The 25,831-nt window shown below is 41.7% G+C and carries 23 protein-coding genes and 3 tRNA genes; 15 read left to right on the forward strand and 11 right to left on the reverse strand.

What is annotated here, in order from left to right:
• The first annotated feature begins 88 nt into the window (after positions 1 to 88).
• On the forward strand, positions 89 to 1,612 hold the full coding sequence (locus tag QZ407_RS05795) for a choice-of-anchor I family protein (RefSeq protein ID WP_295768591.1): 1,524 nt from the start codon (positions 89 to 91) through the stop codon (positions 1,610 to 1,612).
• Between the two features lie 60 nt (positions 1,613 to 1,672).
• Here QZ407_RS05795 and uxuA read toward each other — a convergent pair whose 3' ends face one another.
• Positions 1,673 to 2,860 carry a mannonate dehydratase gene (uxuA, locus tag QZ407_RS05800; protein WP_295768593.1) on the reverse strand — a complete coding sequence of 396 codons (1,188 nt, stop codon included), beginning with the start codon at positions 2,858 to 2,860 and terminating at the stop codon, positions 1,673 to 1,675.
• 270 nt (positions 2,861 to 3,130) lie between these two features.
• On the opposite strand from uxuA, the gene eat reads away from it, so the two are divergent.
• The 7 genes from eat to QZ407_RS05835 all read left to right on the forward strand — a co-directional run bounded on the left by eat (position 3,131) and on the right by QZ407_RS05835 (position 13,319).
• On the forward strand, positions 3,131 to 4,453 hold the full coding sequence (eat, locus tag QZ407_RS05805) for an ethanolamine permease (RefSeq protein ID WP_295768596.1): 1,323 nt from the start codon (positions 3,131 to 3,133) through the stop codon (positions 4,451 to 4,453).
• Between the two features lie 80 nt (positions 4,454 to 4,533).
• Complete coding sequence (alaS, locus tag QZ407_RS05810; RefSeq protein WP_295768598.1) at positions 4,534 to 7,173, forward strand: alanine--tRNA ligase; 2,640 nt, start codon at positions 4,534 to 4,536, stop codon at positions 7,171 to 7,173.
• Between the two features lie 477 nt (positions 7,174 to 7,650).
• Positions 7,651 to 8,844, forward strand: coding sequence for an aminofutalosine synthase MqnE (mqnE, locus tag QZ407_RS05815; protein WP_295768600.1), 1,194 nt, complete (start codon positions 7,651 to 7,653; stop codon positions 8,842 to 8,844).
• A 5-nt stretch (positions 8,845 to 8,849) separates the two neighbouring features.
• Entirely contained in the window at positions 8,850 to 9,470 is a 621-nt protein-coding gene (locus QZ407_RS05820; RefSeq protein WP_295768603.1) for a histidine phosphatase family protein, read from the forward strand.
• Positions 9,471 to 9,478: 8 nt separating this feature from the next.
• Entirely contained in the window at positions 9,479 to 10,222 is a 744-nt protein-coding gene (locus tag QZ407_RS05825; RefSeq protein ID WP_295768606.1) for a menaquinone biosynthesis protein, read from the forward strand.
• A 234-nt stretch (positions 10,223 to 10,456) separates the two neighbouring features.
• A complete protein-coding gene (locus QZ407_RS05830; RefSeq protein WP_295768608.1) occupies positions 10,457 to 10,960 on the forward strand; it encodes a hypothetical protein in 504 nt (167 codons plus the stop codon).
• Between the two features lie 169 nt (positions 10,961 to 11,129).
• Positions 11,130 to 13,319 (forward strand): bifunctional alpha,alpha-trehalose-phosphate synthase (UDP-forming)/trehalose-phosphatase, encoded by a 2,190-nt coding sequence (locus tag QZ407_RS05835; RefSeq protein ID WP_295768611.1) that lies wholly within the window; start codon positions 11,130 to 11,132, stop codon positions 13,317 to 13,319.
• Between the two features lie 112 nt (positions 13,320 to 13,431).
• Here the strand turns inward: QZ407_RS05835 and QZ407_RS05840 are convergent, their stop codons facing one another.
• Together QZ407_RS05840 and QZ407_RS05845 are read right to left on the reverse strand one after the other, a co-directional pair.
• Positions 13,432 to 13,686: a helix-turn-helix transcriptional regulator gene (locus tag QZ407_RS05840; RefSeq protein WP_295768614.1), complete on the reverse strand. Its 255-nt coding sequence runs from the start codon at positions 13,684 to 13,686 to the stop codon at positions 13,432 to 13,434.
• A gap of 191 nt (positions 13,687 to 13,877) precedes the next feature.
• A complete protein-coding gene (locus QZ407_RS05845; protein WP_295768617.1) occupies positions 13,878 to 14,387 on the reverse strand; it encodes a DinB family protein in 510 nt (169 codons plus the stop codon).
• Positions 14,388 to 14,590: 203 nt separating this feature from the next.
• Here QZ407_RS05845 and msrB point away from each other — a divergent pair, with 203 nt between their 5' ends.
• On the forward strand, positions 14,591 to 15,112 hold the full coding sequence (gene msrB, locus QZ407_RS05850; protein WP_295768620.1) for a peptide-methionine (R)-S-oxide reductase MsrB: 522 nt from the start codon (positions 14,591 to 14,593) through the stop codon (positions 15,110 to 15,112).
• Positions 15,113 to 15,167: 55 nt separating this feature from the next.
• Positions 15,168 to 15,539 carry a DUF2200 domain-containing protein gene (locus QZ407_RS05855; protein WP_365334703.1) on the forward strand — a complete coding sequence of 124 codons (372 nt, stop codon included), beginning with the start codon at positions 15,168 to 15,170 and terminating at the stop codon, positions 15,537 to 15,539.
• 51 nt (positions 15,540 to 15,590) lie between these two features.
• Here the strand turns inward: QZ407_RS05855 and QZ407_RS05860 are convergent, their stop codons facing one another.
• The 4 genes from QZ407_RS05860 to QZ407_RS05875 all read right to left on the reverse strand — a co-directional run bounded on the left by QZ407_RS05860 (position 15,591) and on the right by QZ407_RS05875 (position 19,881).
• Positions 15,591 to 16,070, reverse strand: coding sequence for a DUF4625 domain-containing protein (locus QZ407_RS05860; RefSeq protein ID WP_295768622.1), 480 nt, complete (start codon positions 16,068 to 16,070; stop codon positions 15,591 to 15,593).
• Positions 16,071 to 16,152: 82 nt separating this feature from the next.
• On the reverse strand, positions 16,153 to 16,869 hold the full coding sequence (locus QZ407_RS05865; RefSeq protein WP_295768625.1) for a DUF4625 domain-containing protein: 717 nt from the start codon (positions 16,867 to 16,869) through the stop codon (positions 16,153 to 16,155).
• A 42-nt stretch (positions 16,870 to 16,911) separates the two neighbouring features.
• Positions 16,912 to 19,347 carry a TonB-dependent receptor gene (locus tag QZ407_RS05870; RefSeq protein ID WP_295768627.1) on the reverse strand — a complete coding sequence of 812 codons (2,436 nt, stop codon included), beginning with the start codon at positions 19,345 to 19,347 and terminating at the stop codon, positions 16,912 to 16,914.
• 195 nt (positions 19,348 to 19,542) lie between these two features.
• Positions 19,543 to 19,881, reverse strand: a complete 339-nt coding sequence (locus tag QZ407_RS05875; protein ID WP_295768629.1) for a hypothetical protein — start codon at positions 19,879 to 19,881, stop codon at positions 19,543 to 19,545.
• 233 nt (positions 19,882 to 20,114) lie between these two features.
• Between QZ407_RS05875 and QZ407_RS05880 the strand changes: the two genes are divergently transcribed.
• Genes QZ407_RS05880 through QZ407_RS05890 form a run of 3 tightly spaced genes read left to right on the forward strand, consistent with a single transcriptional unit; the run spans position 20,115 to position 21,582 of the window.
• Positions 20,115 to 20,708 (forward strand): class I SAM-dependent methyltransferase, encoded by a 594-nt coding sequence (locus tag QZ407_RS05880; RefSeq protein WP_295768631.1) that lies wholly within the window; start codon positions 20,115 to 20,117, stop codon positions 20,706 to 20,708.
• Entirely contained in the window at positions 20,705 to 21,208 is a 504-nt protein-coding gene (locus QZ407_RS05885) for a hypothetical protein (RefSeq protein WP_295768634.1), read from the forward strand. Before QZ407_RS05880 ends, QZ407_RS05885 begins: the two co-directional genes overlap by 4 nt.
• Positions 21,209 to 21,222: 14 nt before the next feature.
• Positions 21,223 to 21,582: a diacylglycerol kinase family protein gene (locus tag QZ407_RS05890; protein WP_295768637.1), complete on the forward strand. Its 360-nt coding sequence runs from the start codon at positions 21,223 to 21,225 to the stop codon at positions 21,580 to 21,582.
• 77 nt (positions 21,583 to 21,659) lie between these two features.
• On the opposite strand, the gene QZ407_RS05895 is transcribed toward QZ407_RS05890, so the two are convergent.
• The 4 genes from QZ407_RS05895 to QZ407_RS05910 form a co-directional block, all read right to left on the reverse strand.
• Positions 21,660 to 21,732 (reverse strand) — tRNA-Gly (locus QZ407_RS05895).
• A 41-nt stretch (positions 21,733 to 21,773) separates the two neighbouring features.
• Positions 21,774 to 21,859 (reverse strand) — tRNA-Leu (locus QZ407_RS05900).
• A gap of 49 nt (positions 21,860 to 21,908) precedes the next feature.
• Positions 21,909 to 21,984: transfer RNA gene (locus QZ407_RS05905), tRNA-Gly, on the reverse strand.
• A gap of 101 nt (positions 21,985 to 22,085) precedes the next feature.
• Positions 22,086 to 22,577: a regulatory protein RecX gene (locus QZ407_RS05910; RefSeq protein WP_295768639.1), complete on the reverse strand. Its 492-nt coding sequence runs from the start codon at positions 22,575 to 22,577 to the stop codon at positions 22,086 to 22,088.
• Between the two features lie 121 nt (positions 22,578 to 22,698).
• Here QZ407_RS05910 and QZ407_RS05915 point away from each other — a divergent pair, with 121 nt between their 5' ends.
• Together QZ407_RS05915 and QZ407_RS05920 are read left to right on the forward strand one after the other, a co-directional pair.
• Positions 22,699 to 25,167, forward strand: coding sequence for a bifunctional UDP-N-acetylmuramoyl-tripeptide:D-alanyl-D-alanine ligase/alanine racemase (locus QZ407_RS05915; RefSeq protein WP_295768641.1), 2,469 nt, complete (start codon positions 22,699 to 22,701; stop codon positions 25,165 to 25,167).
• Between the two features lie 14 nt (positions 25,168 to 25,181).
• The gene (locus QZ407_RS05920; protein WP_295768643.1) at positions 25,182 to 25,778 is read left to right on the forward strand and encodes a DUF502 domain-containing protein; all 597 of its coding nucleotides are present in this window, start codon (positions 25,182 to 25,184) and stop codon (positions 25,776 to 25,778) included.
• Positions 25,779 to 25,831: the final 53 nt, after the last annotated feature.

Raw genomic sequence — 25,831 nt, forward strand, 5'->3', positions numbered from 1 at the left:
TTTTCAATTAACAAACACTTAATATTAGTAGTAAAGACGCTTAATAGTACAGTAATAGTTTTGAGGTTTCATAACACTCACACTCATCATGAAGAAACTATTACTAATGCTTTTATTGGCATCAGGCCTTGTAAGTTGTAAAAAGGACAATAACACTCAAACGCCTGAAGACGAATTTTTTGTAAACGAAGATGCGTCAACATTTTCTGAAATTGCCTCTTTTAAGGTAGGTGGCGCGGGTGCCGCCGAAATCTCGGCGTTCGACCCATCTACCAACCGGTTATTTGTGGTTAATAACAATTCAACCGAAAACCGTATAGATGTAATTGATTTTAAAGACCCAGCCAATATGTCGGTTATTAAATCAATACCAATGTTGCCTTATGGTGGTGCCGTTAACAGCTTATCTGTATCAGGCGGAAACGTTGCAGCAGCCATCGAATCAGTTAATAAACAGGCTAATGGTAAGGTGGTGGTATTTAAATCCAGCGATTATACCAAAGTTGCAGAGGCCACAGTAGGCGCCCTTCCGGATATGGTGACTTACACGCCCGATGGCAAATTCATCCTTACGGCAAACGAAGGAGAGCCCAGTGCCGACTACATTAACGACCCTGAAGGTTCAATATCAATAATATCAGTAGAGAATAATTACGCTGTAAAAACTATCACTTTCGGTGCGTTTGCAGGTCAGAAAGATGCTCTGGCAGTAAAGGGATTTCGGGTGTTTGGACCTAGTAATGATTTTGTAAAAGACATTGAGCCGGAATACATTACCGTGTCTGAAGACTCAAAAACGGCGTGGGTAACTTTACAGGAAAATAATGGTATAGCTAAAGTTGATCTGGCTACACAAACAATCACTCAAATATTTCCGCTAGGCTTTAAAGATTACAGTGTTGATGGAAACGAAATTGACCCAAGCGACCGTGATAGTAAAGTAGGTGTTCCATCTAAGTGGCCGGTAAAAGGCATTTACATGCCCGATGCCATAGCTGTATTTACTAATAACAATACGCCTTACTTGTTTACGGCTAATGAAGGCGATGCCCGCGAATACAGCAATGTTTTTGTAGAAGCAAAACGCGTTAAAGACATTGTACTTAATCCGGCTGTGTTCCCTAATGCTACCGACTTAAGGAAAGATGAACAATTAGGACGCCTTAACATTACATCAACGTTAGGTATGAATGCAGAGGGTAAATATGATGCACTATATTCATTTGGTGCACGGTCATTCAGTGTTTGGAACGGTAACACCGGTGCCCAGGTATTTGATAGCAAAAACGAGCTTGATGCAAAAGCAGTTGCTGCCGGTATATATGATGATAGTCGTAGCGATGATAAATCAATAGAGCCTGAAGGCCTTACTATAGGTAAAATTGGACGTAAAACTGTAGCGTTTGTAGGTATGGAGCGTATTGATGCGGTTGCTATTTATGATGTGACTGACCCTGCAAAGCCTTCATTTTTGCAAATGATAAAGTGCGGTGATGCTCCCGAAGGTGTATTGATTATCCCGGCTTCTAAAAGCCCGACCAAGAAAAGCTTGCTGGTTGTAAGCAGTGAAGATGATGGCGTAGTAAAGGTATTTACGCCAAAGACTATCTAATTGCTGGTGTGTATTTAAACCAATAGCCGCCTTTTGTAAAAGGCGGCTATTGGTTTAAAGTTACTGTGCTAAAAAGCGTCTGATACCTAATTCGAGCCCCCTTAGTTCGGCCAGGCCTCGTAATCGGCCTATAGCTGAATAGCCAGGGTTTGTTTTTTTATGTAGGTCGTCGAGCATCTTGTGCCCGTGGTCGGGCCTGAAAGGCATACGCAGATGCTTCTCATCGGCTGCTTTTCGTTTTTCCTGCTCCAGTACAAGCGCTTTCATCACGGCAAACATGTCTACATCACCATCCAAATGGTCGGCCTCATAAAAATTGCCAGCTGCATCGCGTTTGGTTGCACGTAAATGTATAAAGTGAATACGATGGCCAAGGCGCTCTACCATTCCGGCTAAATCGTTGTCGGCCCTTACACCAAAGGAACCTGTGCAAAATGTCAATCCGTTATTATAGCTATCAACTGCGTCATAAATCTGCTTAATATCAGCTTCGGTGCTTACTACGCGGGGCAAGCCAAGGATAGGATATGGCGGGTCATCAGGATGTATGCACATCAATACGCCGGCTTGTTCGGCTGCAGGTATAACCTGTTGTAAAAAGTAATATAAGTTTGCTTTAAGGCTTTCATCATCAATATGATTGTATGAAGAAAGCACATCTAAAAACTGCTCAACCGTATAGCCTTCTTCAGACCCTGGCAGGCCGGCAATAATATTTTTTATAAGTAAAGACTTTTCCTCGTCACTTATACTATCCAGGTATTGTTTAGCTTCTTCCTGCTGCTGTTGGGTGTAAACTGATTCGGCACCGGGGCGTTTAAGCAGGTAAAGTTCAAAGGCGGCAAAGGCGGTGACATCAAATCTCAAGGCGGTCGATCCGTCGGCTAATTGGTAGTCAAGGTCAGTACGCGTCCAGTCCAAAACCGGCATAAAGTTGTAGCATACAATATCAATTCCGCACTGCCCAAGGTTGAGCAGCGTTTGTTTATAGTTTTCTATATACTGCTCAAAACTTCCGGTACGTTTTTTTATATCTTCATGCACCGGAACGCTTTCCACTACCGACCAGGTTAAACCATCTGCCTCAATTAATGCTTTGCGCTGCATTATTTCTGTAACAGGCCAAACCTCACCATTGGGTATATGATGTAATGCGGAAACTATACCGGTAGCACCTGCCTGCCTTACATCAGCCAGCGAAACCGGATCATTAGGACCATACCAGCGCCATGTTTGTTCTAAACTCATTTTTAAAAAATAAATGGTTATTTGATGCCGCCTAAATTAATAAATGCCGTTGGTAATAGGTTGAGGTTTCAAACTTAAAAATTGGTTTACACTATGGGGTTTGATGCAATTTAATTTGCGGCCGTTGTAAACCTGTGTTCTCTTTAAACCGGTACTATATCCAATGTTGTACATCATCAAATTATCTGCAACAATCCTAATTAAGACAATGCCGGCAGAAAATTGGCTAAAGATGTATGTTTTGTTATTTTGATAGCCCAATAGCAACATATGGAAAACCACCAAACTCTAAAACGCATGCTGAAACCGGTTCACCTTTGGGCGCTGGGTGTTGGCTTGGTTATTTCAGGTGAATACTTTGGTTGGAACTATGGCTGGGGCGTGGCTGGCACTGTAGGCTTCTTAATAGCCACTTTAATAGTTACCTTAATGTTTGTAACCTTTGTATTCAGTTATACAGAGCTTACAACCTCCATACCAAATGCCGGTGGCGCATTTGCATATGCACAAAGGGCTTTGGGACCTTACGGTGCAGTGGTTGCCGGGTACGCTACATTAATTGATTTTTTACTTGCCACGCCTGCCATTGCTTTCGCGCTAGGCAGTTATTTGCATTTTTTGCATCCCGCCTTGCCGGTTTTGCATTGTGCAATTTTCTTCAACATAGTATTTATGTTAATTAACGCTGCAGGTGTAAAAGAGTCGGCTAATTTCTCAATATTGGTTACGGTACTTGCCATCGCCGAATTGCTATTGTTTATGGGAATAATTGCGCCTCATTTTAAATCAAGCAACTTTTCGACTAATGCAATGCCAGCCGGCTGGAGCGGAGTATTTGCCGCGTTGCCGTATGCCATTTGGTTTTATTTAGCAATTGAAGGCATAACGGCTGTAGCCGAAGAAGTTAAGGAACCGCATAAGAATATTCCCAAAGGTTATTTGAGTGCATTATTTACACTTGCCATATTGGCGTTGGGCGTTATGGTGTTAACAGGCGGGATAACCAACTGGCAAAGGCTTGCCAATATTGATTATCCATTACCCGATGCTATAGCTGTGGTATTAGGTAAGCAGCATAGTTTAACCAAGCTTTTCGCTGGTATTGGGCTTTTCGGCTTAGTAGCATCATTTAATGGAACCATACTGGCGTCTTCAAGGCAAATATATGCCTTGGCACGTGCAGGTTATTTGCCAAAAGCACTATCAAAGCTCAATCAGCGATACAGAACGCCGCAACGTTCGGTTGTTGCGGGAGGTGTAGTAAGTTTTGCTGCACTTATAACCGGAACCACAAGTCAGGTAATTATTTGCTCGGTACTCGGCGCCGTTGTAATGTACATCATCAGCATGGTTAGCCTGTTTGTTCTGCGCACTAAAGAGCCCGGTTTAACGCGACCGTTTAAAGCACCATTCTATCCCATTTTTCCTTTTGTAGCTTTAATGTTATCGGTGGTATGTCTTGCGGCCATAGTTTGGTATAATGTTTTAATAAGCTTACTGTTTGCAGCGGGTCTATTGTTTTGCCTGCTCCTATTTTATATTAACCGCAACAGTATTCAACTGCAAAATGACGAAGCTGATGAAACAGATTAAGATTATAAATGCTCACTGTTAAAACCTTTTGTGCTTATTGGTAATATAATATCTTTGCACACCTATATATAATTGCACTCATGACGGCTCAACAAATACGCCAGGCTTTTCTGGATTTCTTTGCTTCAAAACAACATGCCATTGTTCCATCGGCGCCTATTGTGGTTAAAAACGACCCCACGCTGATGTTTACCAACGCGGGTATGAACCAGTTTAAAGACATTTTTTTGGGCGAAGCCGAGCCTAAAGCCCCCCGTGTTGCCGATACCCAGCGTTGTTTGCGCGTATCGGGGAAGCATAATGATTTGGAGGAGGTAGGGGTAGACACCTATCACCATACTATGTTTGAAATGCTGGGCAACTGGAGCTTTGGCGATTATTTCAAGAAAGAAGCCATTGACTGGAGCTGGGAACTATTGACCAGCGTTTATAAACTCGATAAAGACCGCCTGTACGTTACGTATTTTGAAGGCGACCAAAATGAAGGCTTAGCCAAAGACCAGGAAGCTTATGACTTTTGGAAGCAATATGTAGCCGAAGACCATATTTTACCCGGCAACAAGAAAGACAACTTTTGGGAAATGGGTGAAACCGGCCCGTGCGGACCATGTTCGGAAATCCACTTTGACGGCCGTACTGATGAGGAACGCGCCAAAGTTAGCGGTGCAACACTGGTAAATGCCGACGACCCGAACGTTATTGAAATATGGAATAACGTATTCATGCAGTTTAACCGTTTAAAAGACGGGTCGTTACAGCCATTGCCTAATAAACACGTAGATACCGGTATGGGCTATGAGCGTTTGGTGCGTGTGTTGCAAGGAAAAACATCTAATTATGATACTGATGTATTTATGCCGCTTATTCAGTTTATAGCTGAAAAAAGTGGTAAAACATATAAGGCAGAAGCTACGCCCGGAGCAGATGGCTGGAATGAAGCCGTAGCAATGCGCGTAATGGCCGATCATATTCGTGCCATTAGCTTCGCCATTGCTGATGGACAGTTGCCATCTAACAATAAAGCGGGTTATGTAATCCGTCGTATACTGCGTAGAGCAGTGCGTTACTCATACCAGTATTTAGGTTTTAAAGAACCGTTTTTGAATCAACTGGTGCCTTTATTAGCCGAGCAGTTTAAAGGCGTGTTTGATGAATTATACAGCCAAAAAGATTTCGTACAAAAGGTTGTTTTGGAGGAAGAAGTTGCTTTCTTGAGAACACTGCAAAACGGAATCACTCAGTTTGAGCAAGTGGTTAGTGCGGCTAATAATAACGTGATTGCTGGGCATTTTGCATTTGAACTGTCAGACACGTTTGGCTTTCCGTTAGATTTAACCGAATTGATGGCTCGTGAAAGAGGATTTACAGTTGATACCGAAGGTTTCAACCAAGCCCTTCAACAACAAAAAGACCGTTCGCGCGCAGCCACCGCCATTGATACTGGCGACTGGGTTGTTTTAAAAGACAATGACAGCGTTGAGTTTACCGGGTATGATGAAATTGAAACCATTGCCCATGTAATCAAATATCGCAAGGTAAAGGCTAAAGGGAAGGAGCAATACCAATTGGTGTTGGATAAAACTCCTTTCTATGCCGAAAGCGGCGGCCAGGTTGGCGATACCGGCGACTTGATTTTCCCTGATGGCGAGATTGTAAAAGTAACTGATACTAAAAAGGAGAACGGCCTTATTGTGCATTTTACCGATGTACTGCCGCAATCTGTTGACGATGCCTTAACCGCTTATGTTGACCGCGACCGTCGTTTAAATATTGAAAGTAATCATTCAGCTACCCACTTGCTGCATGCAGCCATGAAGCAGGTGTTGGGTACCCACGTAAACCAAAAAGGCTCGTTGGTAAGTGCCGATTACCTGCGTTTCGATTTTTCGCACTTCAGCAAGGTAACTGATGATGAAATAGCTCAGATTGAGTTAATTGTTAACGAAAAAATACGCGAGAACATTGGCCTTAAAGAGGAGCGAAGCGTAGCTTATGCTGAAGCCATTACGAGCGGCGTAACCGCACTATTTGGCGAAAAATACGGTGAGTATGTGCGCGTGATTACCTTTGATGATGATTTTTCAAAAGAGCTTTGCGGTGGTACGCACGTAAAAGCTACGGGTCAAATCGCTTTCTTTAAAATTACTGCCGAAAGTGCCGTAGCGGCCGGTGTGCGCCGTATTGAGGCCATTACCGGTGTAGCCGTAGAGAAATATGTGCACGAGCAAACGTTATTGGTTCAGCAGTTAAAAGAGCTGTTAAAGAACCCTAAAGATATTGCCAAAAGCATTGAAAGCCTACTGGAGGAAAATACCCGCCTGAAAAAGGAAATCGAAAAATCAGTATTGGAAAAAGCATCCGGCCTTAAAACTGAGCTTGCGGCAAAAGCCGAGAGCATAAACGGCATTAACTTCATCGCCCAAAAAGTGGCTCTACCTAATGCCGAAGCCATTAAGGCGCTGGCCTACCAGTTGAAAGATATTGTAGCTAATCTTTACCTTGTATTGGTAGCCGATATTGACGGCAAGCCAAACATCACCGTTATGATTGCCGAAAACCTGGTTAAAGACAAAGGCCTTAACGCGGGAAGCATTGTGCGCGAATTGGCTAAAGAAGTACAAGGCGGCGGCGGCGGTCAGCCGTTTTTTGCCACTGCAGGCGGTAAAGATGTAAACGGGTTAGACCGTGCACTGGAAAAAGCACGTGGGTTTATAGGGTAGTAAGTCTTTATTAAAAATGTTTTTGCCATGTTGATTTTGCCTCAACGTGGCTTTTTTTATTGAAAAACGTGTCATTTTGAGTGATAACGAGAAATCTTGTTCATGTTACAAAGCTTGTTCGTTCTAACGAGATTTCTCCTAGCGTCGAAATGACAGGGTTGTGAAGACGACACGCATTCTGCAAATTCTGTAACTCTGAAAATTCTGATTCAGACCAATTGCGGCTTGCGGTAGGGATAGAAGTGAAAACCCTGTTACGAAGCGTAGCAAAGTGAGGACTTGAAACGGATAGCCCGGGCCGCAGGCAACGCCCAAATTAGTGGTTATTTAAAGTTCAAAATAATTGAACTGAATAAAACATAGAATTTCAATAATTCCTTAATCAAACAATCAGCCCAACCCCTTAGGCCAATTGTTACAAACAAGTGATACGCCCCAACTGTCAAATTAGTACATTTGCCGGGTAAACTTTTATACATGGATGCTGAACAACAACTAAGGGTGTTACTCAATGATGCCCGTTTAGCTGAAGATCTGAAATATATCGCCCAAAAAGTATTGGACCATGAGCGTATTACTTTTGACGAGGGCGTTACCTTATATCAAAAAGGCGAACTCAGCTACCTTGGCATATTAGCCAATTACATACGCGAAAAGCGTCACGGTAATAAAACGTATTTCAACCGCAATTTTCATATCGAGCCCACCAACCTTTGTGTGTACGATTGTAAGTTTTGTTCATACTCCCGTTTAATAAAACAACGAGGTGAAGGCTGGGAGTATACGATGGACGAGATGCTGGACATTGTAAAAAAATATGATAATGAGCCGGTAACCGAAGTGCACATTGTAGGCGGAGTATTGCCGCAGTACGACATGGCCTTCTATCAGCAGCTATTTAGTACTATAAAAGCTCATAGGCCTAATCTGCATGTAAAAGCATTGACTCCCGTTGAGTATCATTACATCTTTAAAAAAGCCAAAATTGATTACGCCAACGGTATGCGCCTGATGAAGGAATCGGGATTGGAATCGATGCCAGGCGGTGGAGCTGAAATCTTTCATCCGGAGGTGCGCGACCAGATAGCTAAAGACAAGTGTACCGGCGAACAATGGCTGCAAATACACGAGGAGTGGCACAAGCTGGGTATGCGTTCAAATGCTACAATGCTTTACGGTCATATTGAAGAGTACTGGCACCGGGTTGATCATATGGAGCAACTGCGCCAGCTGCAGGATCGTACGGGCGGCTTTCAAACTTTTATACCGCTTAAGTTCCGTAACAAAGACAACCAAATGTCAAACGTTAAGGAGTCATCAGTAGTTGAAGATTTACGCAATTACGCCATTGCACGTATTTATTTAGACAATTTTGACCACATTAAAGCCTATTGGGCTATGATAAGCCGCACTACCGCGCAGCTTTCATTAAGCTTTGGCGTTGATGATATTGATGGTACACTTGATGATACTACCAAAATTTACTCTATGGCGGGCGCCGAAGAGCAAAACCCGGGTATGAGTACCAAGCAGTTGGTAGAGTTAATTAAAAATGTAGGCAGGCACCCTATTGAGCGTGATACCTTATATAATGTAATTACGGATTACCAGGATTACGAATTTGCCGACGAGCCAAAGCCTCAGTTTTATAAGCTGCCGGTTATTAATTAAGCTAAATGATTGAAAAAACATTATATATTGTTCGCCATGGGCAAACTGATTTAAATAAGCAAGGCATTGTACAGGGCCGGGGCATGAATACTGATTTGAACGCCGAAGGCCGTGCACAGGCAAATATGTTTTTTAATGCCTATAAAGATGTGGCATTTGATAAAATATATATATCGGAGTTAAAACGTACTCAACAGAGCATACAGCAATTTATTGACCTAGGCATACCTTATGAAAAGCTTTCGGGCCTTGATGAGCTGGCCTGGGGTAAACTGGAAGGTGCACGCAGTACCCCCGAAACCAAAGCTGCATTTTTACAAATGATGCGTGATTGGAAGGCCGGTATGCTTGATGTTAAGTTTGAAGGTGGAGAAAGTCCCAATGAAGTTCAAGCGCGGCAAAAAGAGGCCCTTGCAACTATCATGAGTCATCCCGAAGAAAAAACAGTGCTGGTTTGCATGCACGGTCGCGCCATGCGTTTGCTGTTATGCCTGCTTACTGAAAAGTCGCTTATTCATATGGATGAATTCCCGCATCAAAACCTGGTACTGTATAAGGTAACTTATGATGGCAGTCGGTTTGAAATAGCCGAATTTAACAACGCCATCCATTTACAAATTCATTAATTGCTCTTTTGGAAAAAATAAGAATATCGGCTGTTAGTTATACCAATACTAAGCCGTTCCTTTACGGTATCCAGCATACCGATATCATTAATCAGATTGATTTAAGTTTAGATATTCCGGCTGAGTGTGCGCAAAAGCTAATAGACAACAAAGTTGATATTGGCCTTATACCTGTTGCTGCTACCTTAAGTTTGCCCGAGTGGCATTTAATATCTGACTACTGCATTGGTGCGGTAGGTGCGGTAAATTCTGTTTTTATTTTTAGTAACTGCCCTATTGAAGGGGTTAAGCTGTTGCAGTTGGATCCGCATTCGCGTTCGTCAAACAACCTGGCTAAGGTTCTTTTAAAAAATTATTGGAAGCTACAGCCGCATATGGTTGAGGGCGCGAGTAATTACGGCGAGTCTGAAGATGCAAACACCGCCTTTGTGCAAATTGGCGACCGTACTTTTGGTAAAACCGGTAATTATGCCTACGTATATGATTTGGCCGAAGAATGGGCTAAGTTTACGGGCTTACCATTTACCTTCGCTGCCTGGATTGCCAACAAACCCATACCTGAAACCTTCATTCAGGAATTTAACAAGGCACTACAATATGGCCTTGACCACCGCGAAGAATTATTTAATAAGATGGAGATGCGCAAAGACTTTGATTTGCGTGATTACCTGTTGCACAAAATTGATTATCCGCTTACTGATAAAAAGCGTGAAGCATTACACCTTTTTCTAAAGCTTATTAAGGAGCTTTAATTTGAAATTGGCAATTGTTGGTTGTTTTGATTGACGATATGATTACAAATGCTTTTTTTAATTATCAATTTGTAAAAATTGAATTGGTGCAATCGGTTTAATTTGACAATCATAAAATGAATATGGGTATTTTATAATTTTTTCATAAAAATTTAATTTTATTTATTAAAATGATATTGCTGTTGTAAATTTGTTGCGGATTTAAAATTTAAGACAAATAATATTTACAACATTATGAAAAAGTTAACCTTACTGAGCGCAATATTTGCAATATTAAGTTTAAGCGCTATAGCTGCTGATGGTGGCAAAAAAAATGATGATGTTAACAAAGTATCAAGCTTTGTGATCCGTCAGTTTGAGTCGGAGTTTTACAATGCTAAAGACGTAAGCTGGACGGTATCTGAAGGGTACGAGAAAGCTGAGTTCTTTGTAGATAATGTTAAAATGGCCGCTTTTTTTGACACTAACGGCAAATACTTAGGTCATACTGAAGCAGTAACTTACAATGTGTTGCCATCGCACGCAAAAAAACAAATTGCCCGCGAGTATGAAGGTTTCCATGTAAAGGAGCTTATTCGTTTTCAATACGCCGAAACTCCTACATCAGCTTTAACCCGTTTAACCGCTACTAACGTTTTTGATGATGAGGTTTACCTGCTTACTTTATATAAAGCCGATAAACAAGCAACGCTACGCATAACACCATCAGCAGCAGTTGAATTGCTAAGCAAAAACTAAAACATACCTATTACATTTTTAAAAGCCGTACCCATTTTGGGTGCGGCTTTTTTGCGTTTATTTAACTCTAATGTAGCCTTTTAAACTCTTGGGTAAGAAATCGTACAAACAATAACGCTCATTTGGTTTTAATATTAGTACAAATATTTGTTGAATACAATTTATAATTATGTCTAAAACTATAATTGTTGCTAACCGATTACCTGTGAAAATACAGGAGAACAACAACGAGTTTAACCTTATGCCCAGCGAAGGAGGCTTGGCAACTGGTTTGGGCTCGGTGTATAAAACGGATAGCAACATTTGGATAGGATGGCCGGGCCAGGTAATTGCAGAGGAGCAACAGCCCGAGGTTACTGAAAACCTCAGGGAGTTAAGCTTGGTACCTGTTTACCTCACGCAGGATGAAGTGCTGGAGTTTTACGAAGGCTTTTCAAACGACGTGCTTTGGCCGGTTTTTCATTACTATGCATCAACCTATACTACTTACAAACCATCTAATTGGGATTATTACCAAAGCGTTAATGAAAAATTTGCCCGCGTAATATTACAGCATTGCGATTACGGCGATACCATTTGGATACATGACTATCAACTGTTATTGCTGCCGGCATTGATACGGAAAGAACGTCCCGACCTTTCAATCGGGTTTTTCCTGCATATTCCGTTTCCATCGCATGAAATGTTCAGGCTTATACCATGGCGTGCCGAATTGCTGCGCGGAATGCTTGGTGCCGATCTGATAGGCTTTCATACATTTGATGATGTAAGGCACTTCCTGAGTTCGGTATCTCGTATTTTACCCATGCCGGTTTCATCCAACGTCATTACGTGCGATGAGCGCTCAGTGGTAGTTGAGTCTTTCCCTATGGGTATTGATGAGCAAAAATATGCAGGGCTAACAAGCCTGCCAGAGGTAATAGAACAGGCAAATCAAATTAAAGACATTTATAAAAATAACAGGCTCATTTTATCAATTGACCGTCTTGATTATAGCAAAGGCATATTGCAGCGCTTGCAAGCTTTGGAGCTGTTATTTGAGGAACATCCTGAATACATAGGCCAAATAACCTTGTACATGGTTGTTGTTCCATCAAGAGATACGGTGCCGCAATACATGCACCTGCACGATCAGATTGACAAAAAGGTCGGGAACATCAATGCCAAGTACCGCACCATCGACTGGACGCCCGTTAGCTATTATTACCGCTCATTAAGTATTGAAACTTTATCAGCACTGTACAGTACTGCTGACGTTTGCTTGGTAAACCCTATGCGCGATGGTATGAACCTGGTTAGTAAAGAGTATGTTGCCAGCCGTACCAATAATGATGGCGTTTTAGTTTTAAGCGAAATGGCCGGTGCATCGCGCGAGTTAATTGATGCTATAATAGTAAATCCAAACAATGTCATTCAGGTGAAAGATGCCATAATTGAGGCGCTGAACATGCCATTGGAAGAGCAACGCCGCCGCATGAAGCAAATGCGTTCGCTGGTAGCAAAGTTTAACGTAAATCATTGGGTGCATATATTTATGGAGCGTCTTAATGAGGTAAAGCTACTACAACGTTCAATGCAAACGCGGCACGTACAATCGGCAACGGCACAATCTATCGTTAATCGCTATCATAATACCTCAAAGCGACTTATATTTTTGGATTATGACGGAACTCTTGTTGACTTTAAAACTAATGTAGATCAGGCTAGTCCGGACCGAGATTTATATGCATTACTTGATCAGCTTGCTGCCGATCCATTAAACCAGGTAGTTATTATAAGCGGCCGTAAGCACGAAAATCTTGATAACTGGTTTGGTGACCGTAACATATATCTTGTTGCAGAGCATGGCGCTTGGTTTAAGCAACAGGGTATGGAGTGGCACAAAATCAATGGCCTTTCTACCTCGTGGAAAAAGGACATTTGCGATACCCTCGAAAAATACGTTGACCGTACACCCGGATCTTTTATAGAGGAAAAAACATATTCGTTAGTATGGCATTACCGTAAAGCTCAACGCGGTTTAGGCGAGCTACGTGCCAATGAGCTAATGAATACGCTTAAGTTTTTAGCTACAGACAAGGGCTTGCAATTGCTGCCCGGAGACAAGGTAGTTGAGGTTAAAAACATGGAAATTAATAAAGGTAAAGCAGCGTTGAGCCTGGTTGACCAGGGCGAGTATGACTTTATTCTTGCTTTAGGCGATGATTTTACTGACGAAGATTTATTTCGTGCCTTACCCGAAAGTTCTGTAACAATTAAAGTTGGGTCGGGAGCATCAGTAGCTAAATTTTACGTACGTAACCCCAAAGAGGTGAGAGGCCTGTTGCGCTCACTAACGGTTGCAGAGACGGTACATTAAAATATAAATGACATACTGTTACAAAAATCCCTTGTTAATTTAACAAGGGATTTTTTATTTGGCGGTGACTGCTTCAATAGATAGCACCAAACCATTGTCAAAGACATCGACTTTAAACAGCCGCCTTTCTAAGTTGGTTGCTGTGATCAATACTAAGCAATTCAGCAACATCTATTTCCAGTATATCTGCTATACATAGTAAGCGGTTAAGAGTGATATTACTATAGCCCAACTCAATTTTGCTGTAGGCGTTTTGAGATATACTGAGTTTTGCAGCCAGGTAATCCTGAGTGTAGTTTCTTATCTCCCGTGTTCTTCTAATATTAGCGGCAACCGCTTTGGTTCTTGCATCGCACAAGGCTTTCATAAAAGCTATAAGACTTAAAGTATGTTCAAATAAAATGAGGCAGCGGCTCGGTTAATTGGTCTCTTAAAAATAATTGAAAAGATAACGATACATTACACATATTGTGTTTAAGAAAACATTCCGGGTAGTTTTATAAAGCAAAAAGTCCTTACATTTTATTGTAAGGACTTAAATATTTGTTTAGGAGTGCATTAAAAGCGCTCCCAGAACGGCGGCGGAGCAATACCTAATGAGCGTAAGTAAACGGTTGCCTGCGCCCGGTGATGTATTTCATTGTCAATTATGTACATCAACGTTGAGTGTATCTTATCCTCATACATGCCAAATGCCGCTTCGGTATCCTGCAGGCGGGCATAGGTTACCAATGGTGCTAATTGGTTCAAAATGTCTGTGGTTGCATCCCATTGTGCCAACAAACCTTCTTTAGTTTTAGGATAGTTGCCGGTTGTATGAGCCAGCTCTTCCATACCTTTCCATTTGCGGGTTACAATTCCCTCTATGCCAGGGCCGGTAAGGTCAAGTATTTCTACAACTAACAAGGCAAACGGGCGCATTCCACCAACCGAATAGTTAAACAAATTATCTTCGCTAAAAGCTTCAATTGTTTTGCGGGTTAAATTACGATGACCTTGCCAGTGAGCAAACAATTGCTCAATTGTTAAAGCGGTTGCTGTTTGTTGATCTAATTGTGCAGTTTCCATGATTGTTTTCGTTTTTAATTTGATACAAAGTAACCGCGCGTTAGTGACAACAGTATGTCAGCAGTGTTTACTGAACTTTTTTTATTTTTCGTTAATTGTCATAGGTGTGTTTTAAATGCAATCAAGTATTTTTTTAACATCTCAAGGCAATACTATTTCGTAATTAAAGCGTTAGCAAATCATACAAGCAGTTGACTAAGCAAATGAAAAAGACGTTGATATTTATGGCATTTATGCTGGCAACTATAACCGCCACGTATGCACAACAAATTAAAGGAACAGGCAAACACGCCAATAACCCTTATTATTCAAACACCGACACGCGCAAGCTTAACGTAAGTAACGCTGAGTGGAAAAAGATTTTACCTGCAGCACTATACGCGGTAGCCAGAGAGCAGGCAACGGAGCGTCCGTTTACAGGTAAGTATTGGAATGCTAATGCTAAAGGTGCTTACTATTGCGCGGTATGCGGCAATAAGTTGTTTTTGAGCGATGCTAAGTTTTCCAGTGAATGCGGCTGGCCCAGCTTTTTTGAGGCTATACGCAAGGATGCGGTTATTTATAAAACTGATAAGTCACTAGGAATGGAGCGCACCGAGGTTATTTGCGCGCGTTGTAACTCGCATTTAGGACACATATTTGATGATGGTCCGGCACCTACTTACAAGCGTTTTTGTATGAATTCCGTATCGTTGGAATTTGAGCCGCTTGCATCGCTGAAGTAAATTATTGAAGCAATTTAAAAATCTGTTGCCTTAAATTTATTAGTTTTAATAAAAATTGATTGATTTGAAAGCAACTGATAACCACAATCAGCGTATTGCCAGCCTCACATTTGCCTCAGTTTACCCGGCTTACGTAATCAAAGTTCAAAAAAAGGGCCGTACCGAAGATGAGTTAATTGAAGTAATAACATGGCTCACTGGCTATACCAGGCAAGAGTTGAATGAACTGATAGAAAAAAGAGTAACCTTTGAAGAGTTTTTCGCTGAAGCCAAGCTTAACCAAAATGCACACCTGATAACCGGTACAATTTGCGGTTACCGTATTGAGGATATAGAAAATCCATTAACGCAAAAGGTTAGGTATCTTGATAAGCTGGTTGACGAACTGGCGAAAGGCAAGAAAATGGACAAAATACTACGTAGTTAAATAAACCCCTTGATGTATACCATCAAGGGGTTTTTATTTGAAAACAGCTGATTATTCTACCTTAATGCTAATACCTTTAATAGTTTGCCAGCCTGCTTTATCAACCAGGCGAATTAAAAAATGATAATCGCCAGCATCGGCGTTTGCGGGTACATCAATACTTTGAACCACATTATAAGTTTTGAGGCCTGTAGGAATGGAAAAGCTTTTAATGAGCAAGAGCGGATTCACCGGCGTTTTTACAGCACCTATTTGGCACGTTTGCACCTCAGTACTATGTGAGTGATGATCAAAGTTATGATGTATGTCAACACTCACCGATCCCAGCTCGGCATTATCGGTAACGCGGGCCCTAAAGGTAAATGTCTGCCCACGCTTTACTATGCCGCATTGCTGAGGGAATGCATCAGCCGCCGAAAGGTCAATTACCGGATATTCCGTGTCTTTGGTTTCTTCGTTGTTTTTACTACACCCACCGGCTAAAATAATGGTTGCTAAAAGGCACGTACTTAATTTAAAAATCTGTTTCATAATAAAGCAATAATGGGGAAGCCGCTTCCAGCAGCCTCCCCGGTTAACTATTTAATAAAAATCTGGAATGGTTGGTGAACGATCAGGGCTTGTCAAAGTGCTCTTCAAACTCGTTTTCTTTACCGGCCTGGTCAACAACTTTTAAGTGCACATGGTAATGACCTTTTGGTGAGCCAGTGACATCAACATGCTTGTGCAGGTTGTAAGTAACTTTACCAACCATGGCAGCGTCGGTATAAGTAACCTCCTTTTCCCAACCAGCTCCATGAACTTCCAAAACAACTTTCGCAATTTTGTTCGGTGCATTAATTGTGGCTTCGGCATGTAAATCATTACCTGCTGTGTTCAGTCCAACCTCAAAACCTGTTACAGATGGCAGCGTAGGGTCAGCAGTGACTTTCAGGTCAAAATCAGCTTCGGTAACCTTACCGTTTTCATCAGTAACCTTAATGTGGCCATGATAATCGCCAACGGCAGTTGTAGCCGGTACATCAATATGTTCATGAAATTCAGCATTTTTTTGTCCGGCAAGGTTCTCGGTATAAGTGGTATTTACCTTCCAACCGTCACCACTTTCAGGATGAATTTCAAGTACTACATCTTTGATAGTGCCCGGCGCGGTTATCTGTGCCTCAATGTGCAGGTCATTTCCCGGATGCGCTGTTTTGTTGTTGCTGGTTCCTACCTCCAGGCCATCAATTGATGGGGCAGGTGAATCATTGTCATTGTCCTTTTTACAGGCGGTGAAAAGGCTTGCGCTTAACAGCATAAGGCAAATCAGTTGTTTTGTTGTTTTCATGTTATTGTATTTAAATGGTGAATAAATGCATTTAAGAATCTATCATCTGCCAAATGGAATTTTAGCTGATAAAATGATGTTGCGCCCGGCTTCGGGCAGTTGAATAAGACGGTAAAAACTGGTATGATTTAAATAGCGGGTGTCAAATACATTTTGCACCTGCAGGCTCAGCATCAGCGGGCGATTGTGAAAATTTATTTTAGTGCCCGCCTGTATATTCATTACCCGGTAACCCTGCGTTTCACGCTCGGGAGGTACAATGTTATTTTGCGCAGCCGTTAAACGGTAGTCAACCGATAGGTATGCATCCTTAAGTGCTTTTATTTGAACAGGCTGGTACGTTACGTTAAGGAGCAGAGACGGCGGTGGTGAAAATGGTAGCGTAAATCCTTTTTTATCACCTGATAGTTGCTCGGAGTATAAGTATTCACCCAATGCTTCGGTGCTTAGCCAGTTATTTATATGATACTTAACCTGTAACTCGCCGCCATAACGCATTACGCGGCTTTGAGAGTAATTAAACACCTGATTACCGGCTCCGTATAGTATGTCGTGTTCGCCGGTTGGATTAAGGTATATGTAATTAGGAAAGTAATTATAGAAGGGGCTAAGTTGTATTTGCCACTTGTTGGTGTTCCAGCCCAGTGTAACATCAGCCTGGTATGACTGCTCGGGGTTTAAACTTTGATTGCCCCGCTCATAACTAAAGTAGTGATAGTTTACGCCGTTTGCGGCCAGTTCTTTGGCAATTGGCATTCTGAAACTTTTACCCAAATTGGCCTTTAAACTGAAGTTTCCTGCAGGTGTGTAATTTATACCTGCCGACCAAACAATGCTGTTAAAGCTGCGGGTAAATGCGTTGGCTCTGGTTACAAATTCGCCTTCAGATGGGAACCAGTCATTATAATGGAAGATTTGCAGCCGCCCATAGTCATAGCGCAAAGCACCATGCAGCAATACTGTTTCACTAAGGGCAAACTTATCATATATAAAAATTCCAGAAGTACTTTGCTTAAAAGCCGGTACCAGAAAACTCCAGCCGTTAATTTGATTATCCTGATGCTCGGCATTAAAGCCAAACGTTAATTGATGGTGGTTTAGTTGCAATACATCACGTGCATTAACAGAATATACCTGCTTATCAAATTCGCGTTCGAGGTTTTGTGGAATGTTCAAAGTAGTAGGATATACCGGCGGCATGAAGCCGTGATTTACGTACATACTAAATTCCTGCCTGAAGTTACGCTGATATCCTATGTCTGCCTGCAGGAGGTGCTTACCAGTATGATACTGGCTGCGATTAATGAGTTTAAAATGGTTGACCTCCTGATACGGCATTTGTATGTCACGGCGCGATTGATCATGCAGCAATGTGTCAACCTGCCTGGGTTCTAACCCGTGCGCATTGGCAAAAAAGCCGCTGCGTGAGTATACGTTTGACAGATAAAAGGTAGATCGGAAGTGCTCCCCAACGTATCCGGTGTTAAAATGTAATCCGCTTTCGCGCCCGGCGGTATTACGCAAGTACCGGTTTGGCAGCCTAGCCGCAAAATCATATACATACACCGTATCTGTAGGTACTTTATAATCGCCGTAATTTTGATAAGTCAGGCGCGAATCAAAGAACCAGTTTTTCTTGCGACCATAAACATTCACCGATGTTCCGTATAGGCTGTTATTTGTTTTGCCAATCAGGTCAACCGATCCGCCAAATGTTCCCGGCATTGGAGGCAAACTTGGTTTTACATCAATCACTCCTGCAATAGCATCTGAGCCGTATATAAAGGATGCGGCACCCTTTAAAATTTCTACTTCGCTGGCGGCAAATTGGTCAAGCTCAAGACCATGATCGGCGCCCCATTGTTGTCCTTCGTGCTTTATTCCCTTATCGGTAACTACAACACGGTTAAAGCCAAGGCCGCGTATTAATGGTTTTGATTGCCCCGAACCTATACCAATTGTTTTTACACCTGGTAAGCGCGATAAAGTAGTCATCAAGCTGCCGCCAAGGTTACGTTGTATAAAGTCTTTGCCAACAACCTCCACATTCATCGACTCTGACTGCTTACGGTTTAGCGCCCGGTTATCTTGTATATGCACCTCTTCTAGCTCGTGATTAAGAGGGTGAAGCACAAACGTTACCGATTTCGAACCGCCTGTATAGCTCACCGTTTTGCTTTGGTTTTTATAGCCTACATGTGATGCTGTTACGGTATATGTGATTTGTTGGCTAACAGGTAGCGTAAAGCTACCTGTCGAATCGGTAATGACTTGTGTTACATAACCGGCAAGGCTAACAACAACGCCACTTAACGGATGCCCATGGTGACTGCTAACCCGGCCTTTAATAACATTTTGCTGAGCCGACACGTTGGTTGTGGTTAATACAACAACAATAAAAAGTATGGCAGTTGCGCACAATAAGCGATAAACGCTTTGTACATACCGGCCATGATAAAAGGCGGTTTGCTTTTCCAAAAAACAATAAGTTGAGCTGCCTTACGGCAATCAGTTAAAAATGTAAAACAGGGATTGAATCAGCTAAATAATGTGCTGATGAACGGGAGACAAAGCGGAAGAGATTACCGTAAGGCGTAATAAACCTTTGCGCATAAATGTACTTATGCAACAACAAATTAAAACAATATAAAATAGGAATAACTGCCGCTTTGATTAAGCAACAGCAGGAGGACCTTTATTAGTAAAGCCCTGTAACGTGAACTTGTAAATACCTGCATAGCTTTTAGTAAGCAGGGTAACAGCTTTGGTTACCGGCACAGCCACAACAGGAGGATGGTGTAAGTGTGCAAAGTTGCTTTGCTTGTGAACTACATAATCACAAATACTACATTTTTCAGCTGCGTAAACATATTCTGTTTCATCAGAGTCGTTTTTAGCCGATGTATAGTTGTGCTTGTGAAACGCTTGCACAGCAGTAATGAAAAGGAAGGCCAATGCCAGCATCAGCGACAATGCGCCGCTAATTAGTTTTGCTGTCTTTTTGGTTTTCATTTTCACTACAGGTGCAAAAATGTGCGTTTTGTATTAAAATATCAACATTAAATTAAATAAAATTCAAAAATGTACCGCCTTTGTTACTTAACTCATATGTGGATAGCGTAAATAAGATTTAAGTATATTAATTATAAAAGTACTTTCAAAAAAAAAGTAAATGCCTATTTTTGTTTTTGGTGAAGATAACGACTCACCCAGAAGCAATGTTAATTTAAGTTATGCTACTACAAATGAAACACTCATCTGAAGCCTTCTATAACAATTTTTCATTTCTCTATCCTTTGGTTGATTGGTTTCTACAACCTCAAAAGAGGACGCTTTTTAAAGAAGTCAACCAGCAGCCTCCGGGTAACTTACTGGAAGTAGGGGTGGGTAATGGATCGCACCTGGCATTTTACCAGGAGCATGACGTTACAGGTATTGATACCAGTGAGGGTATGCTCAAAACGGCACGTAAAATGAGCACAAGTAAACCTGTACAACTGTTGAATATGGATGGAGAAGCAATTGTGTTTGCCGATGCTTCTTTTGATTACGTTGTTCTATCACATGTGATTGCTGTTGTTACCAACCCTCATAATTTGCTTAATGAAGTTACCAGAGTATTAAAGCCTGCGGGGAAGTTATTTGTACTGAACCATTTTACGCCGGCTAATCATCTTTCCATAATTGATAGGTTGTTTTCTCCGATAGCACGTCTTTTTTCTTTCCGTTCGGTTTTTTATGTAAGTGAATTAAAAACCGCTGGGCAACTGCATTTACTCAAGCAAATTGAATTTAAGCCTGCTTCATATTTCAAATTACTAATATTCGAAAAATTATGAACAAGAGCGTTGTATTAGTCAGCCTGTCGTTAGCTGTCAGCCTATTCATTTACCTGTTTTACCGCACGGAACGTACATTGGTGAATGAAATAGCTATTCATTTAATAACGCTCAATGGTTACAGGAGTCTGAAATCTGCCGTCGTACACTTACTGCCCCTCCATGATATTATTGTTTACTCGTTACCCGAAGGCTTATGGGTATTTTGTATCACCATTGCATCGTTGCCTTATTATGTTAATATGGGTACATGGCGGTTTCGGTGTTTATTTCTGCCGCTCATTTTCTGTGTGGGGTTGGAGTTTTTACAACTCGTGGGCGTTACTAACGGGCGTTTTGACTTAATTGATATAGGCGCAGTTGTTGTGTTTTGGATGGCGGGTATTTTAACGGCAGAACATGTAAGGCCACAAATTGACCTTTTCCATAGGCCGGATTTTAAAACTGTTATGTGTGTTACAAGCTATTGCATTGTATATTTAGCCCATGTGTTTAAATAAACAGTATGGGGGCAATGAATAAGGTTCAAAAGCATTTAGCAAGCTACAAGTTTTCGGTAAAAGGCATATGGTTGGCGTTCAGATATGAAAGCAACATGCTTTTTCACTTGCTTGCAGCCATCGCTGTGATTGCAGTAAATATGTTGTTTGCGGTAACCAAAACCGAATGGCTTATTACGCTTATGCTTATTGGCCTGGCCTGGATGGCTGAAATTTTTAATACAGCAATTGAAAAATTAGCCGACCGTGTTACCAAACAGCATGATCCTTTAATTGGGCAGGTTAAAGATTTGGCCGCAGGCGCCGTGCTAATTATCTGTCTGTTTGCTGCTATTTGTGCTGTGATCATTTATGTGCCGTATATACTAAAATAAACCGGGGCGCAAAAAGAGGAGGGATTTGTATAAAACAAAAAAGCTTTGCCGTAAATGACAAAGCTTTTTATTTTGTGAGCGAAAGACGAGATTCGAACTCGCGACCCCGACCTTGGCAAGGTCGTGCTCTACCAACTGAGCTACTTTCGCATTGAGATAATAAAAGCTCCTCTTTGCAGAGAAGCTTTTTGTACTCGGGGCGGGAATCGAACCCGCACTCGCTTTAAGGCGAACAGGATTTTAAGTCCTGCGTGTCTACCAGTTCCACCACCCGAGCAGGTGATTAACCTTTTAAACAAATTCCTGCTATGGTAGCAGCAGAAACCTGGAGCGAAAGACGAGATTCGAACTCGCGACCCCGACCTTGGCAAGGTCGTGCTCTACCAACTGAGCTACTTTCGCATTTAACTTAAGAGGCTTTTCTTTCGATAACCCCTTTCGTTTTTGGTGATGCAAATATAGGCCAAAAAGCATATTCCGCAAATAATTATTTTAAAAGTTTTTTAACTTTTTGCTAACTCACTGTTTTTCAAAACATCATTTATCAAATCAGCTTCAAATCCGCGGCTCATTGCGTATTGCATAAGCTTGTATCGGCGTTTAAAAGTGTCCTTTTCGTTAGTTTGCCGGGCCTTTTTTTCAATAAGATCATTTAATGCGGCCATGTAGTCGTCAGGGTTAATGCTTAAAAGGGCTTTTGCAATGAGCTTATCAGGTACACGCTTTAGTTTCAATCCTTGTTTTATTTTAATGCGCCCCCAGGCTTTTTGATTAAATTTCCCTTGTACATAGGCTTGCGCAAAGCGTTGTTCATTTAAAAAATTGTCTTCAATAAGGCGGCTTATTATGCGTTCAACAGCGTCAGGGTACAAACCCAGGTCATATAGCTTGTTGCGTACCTCTTGTTGTGAACGCTCCTGGTAAGCACAATAGTGTTCAGCCTTGGCAAGGCCGGTTTTTTCGTCGGTTACCCGTTGTTTTTTGGGTTCGTCCATTTTGTAAAATTACTAAAAATTTTGGCTAAATATGCTATGGGTAGGGCGTGCATAGGGTTTTCATATTGTCAAATTACCTTTATCATTTTTCTGTTTACATAAATATCTTCACTTTCGTAGTATGTCCAGCAGTCAATACACCATTACTCATGTGCAGCAAATTATTAATGCAACCGGCACCCTCGTGCGGGAAGGTTCTATTAGCACTTTGGTTACTGATAGCAGGCAAATAAGCAATCCGGCAGAGAGTTTATTTTTTGCTTTAAATGGCAGAAGAAACGGTCATGCCTTCATTAAAGAGGCTTACGAGCATGGCATACGCAACTTTGCAGCAACACACATACCCGATGGCGATTTTCAGGCCGCCAATTTTTTAATCGTTGATGATGTGTTGAAAGCTCTTCAAAGTTTGGCAGCATACCACCGGCGTCAGTTTAATTTACCAATTATAGGAGTTACGGGCAGCAATGGTAAAACTATAGTTAAAGAATGGTTGTACCAGCTTATGGCTGCCGATAACAATATTGTTCGTAACCCTAAAAGCTATAATTCGCAAATAGGTGTACCGCTTTCGGTATGGCAAATACGCGCCGAAAACACCTTGGGCATTTTTGAGGCAGGCATATCCACAATAAACGAAATGGATGCGCTGCAGGCTGTCATCCAGCCAACCATTGGTGTGCTTACCCACTTAGGTTCGGCACATGATGAAGGCTTTGAAAGCACTGCTCAAAAAATTACGGAAAAGCTTAAGTTATTTAAAAGCTGTAATCTTGTTGTTTGCAATTACGATCAATTGACTGGCTATGCAGCACAATTGCCTGCAAGTGCCAAACAATTTACATGGAGTTTTTCATATAACAAGGCCGATTTATATGTCTTCAGCGAAACCGTTATATCAAAGCGGCACTATTTACGTGCTGTATACAACGGCCAGGAAATTGAATGTTTGATTCCTTTTTTAGATGAGGCTTCTATTGAGAATGCCGTTAGCTGCTGGGCCGTATTACTTGCTATGGGATATAGCCCGGCCGAGGCTGATAAACGGCTGGAGCATTTGGCGCCGGTAAGTATGCGTTTGGAGATGAAAACGGGCAGTAACGATTGCTCGGTGATTGACGATTCTTACAATTCTGATGTACAATCACTTGCCATAGCACTTAATTTCTTACAACAGCAAAACCAACATAAAACAAAAACGCTTATTCTTTCTGATATCTATCAATCCGGACTAAGGCAGCACGAGCTCTATGGCCAGGTTGCCGAAATGGTAAAAAGCAGGAATATAGACAGGTTTATTGCTGTAGGTGCTGATTTGCTGAATAATCAACAGCAGTTTGCGGGTATTAACCAAAGTTACTTTTTTAAAGACACCGCAGACCTACTTTCGCATATCAAGGAACTCAACTTCAATAATGAAGCAATACTTATAAAAGGTTCGCGTAGTTTTGAGTTTGAGAGGGTAAGTAAGGCGCTGTCACAAAAGGCGCATGAAACCATGCTCGAAATTAACCTTAATGCTTTGCTCGGCAATCTTAACTTTTACAAATCAAAGCTAAAGCCAGGGGTAAAGTTAATGGCAATGGTTAAAGCCTTTTCGTACGGCAGCGGAACGTTTGAAGTTGCAAATATACTGCAGTACAATAAAGTTGATTACCTGGCCGTAGCCTACATTGATGAGGGCGTAGCACTGCGAGAGGCCGGAATTACCTTACCTGTAATGGTGTTGAACCCTGAGCCATCAGCGTTTGACAAAGTGATTGAATTTAAGCTGGAGCCCGAAATTTATAGTTTTGGCTTGCTTGATAAGTTTATAAAGTATGTTCAAAACAACGGCAATGATCACTATCCGGTTCACATTAAAATTGATACGGGTATGCATCGCCTTGGTTTTGAAGGGTATGAGTTGGATAACCTTTGTGACTTGTTGAGCGGTAATCCATTCATCCATGTAGTATCGGTGTTTTCGCATTTGGTTGCCAGTGATGCCGAGGCGCATGATGATTTTACGCGCAAACAAATTTATAGATTTGAGAAAGCATCGGCCAGGATAGAAGCCGCGCTCGGCTATAAGGTTATTAGGCATCTTTCAAATACATCGGGTATTACACGCTGGCCCGAGGCTCATTTTGATATGGTGCGCCTGGGCATTGGCCTGTATGGTATTGACGGTGCCGTTCCGCCTCATTTAAAAGGCTTACAGCCTATAGCAAAGCTAAAAACAAGTATATCACAAATACGGAGCATCAAAGCCGGAGAAACAGTTGGTTACAACCGTAATGGCAGTTTGCAAAGTGACGGACGTATTGCAACAGTAAGAATTGGCTACGCTGATGGATATTTACGGGCGTTTGGTAACGGGGTAGGCAAGATGCTGGTAAAAGGCGTGCTGGTGCCAACGGTAGGTAATATTGCAATGGATATGTGCATGATTGACGTAAGCGATGTAGACGTGGCCGAAGGCGATGAAGTGTACGTATTTAATGAGCAGCAAACCATTGAAGACCTGGCCCGGCAGATTGGAACAATTCCTTATGAAATTTTAACCAATATATCGCAGCGGGTTAAAAGAGTGTATTTTTATGAGTAAAATTGCACTTTCTTATGAACAGGTTTGCACGCGCTTTATTTAATTACTTTATAAAAGGGATGCTGGTAGTGGTGCCCTTGGGCGTTGCTATTTTTTTGATTATTTGGGCGGTTGCTAAATTAGATAGCGCACTTAACCTGAGCGATGTTTTATGGGTTAACCCGAAAACTGGTAAAGGCATTTACGTGCCCGGTTTAGGCATTTTGACTGTATTAACCCTCATTATGGTAGCCGGAGTGCTGGTTACTAACGTTATAACCGACCCTATAAAGCATTGGTTTGCCCGCTGGCTAAATCACATACCGCTTTTTAAATTCCTCTACTCATCTATCAAAGATTTTACGGAGGCCTTTGTTGGTGAGGAGAAAAAATTCAACGAACCTGTACTGGTTGAAGTTGGCACTTCGGGTGTCAAAAAGATTGGCTTTTTAACCCGTAAAGACATGGGCGCAATTGGTTTGCCAGGTGAAGTTGCTGTATACTTTCCGTATTCTTACTCATTTGCCGGTCAGGTAGTTATAGTTCCAGCCAGCAAGGTAAAACATATTGATAAAAGTGCCGCCGATGTAATGAAGTTTGTAATATCTGGCGGTGTAACCGAGTTAGATTAGTCTTTTTTATTTCATTTAAAAGATTGCCATCCCGAACATACAATGGTTAACAG

The sequence above is a fragment of the uncultured Mucilaginibacter sp. genome (assembly GCF_913773635.1).
GTDB lineage: Bacteria > Bacteroidota > Bacteroidia > Sphingobacteriales > Sphingobacteriaceae > Mucilaginibacter.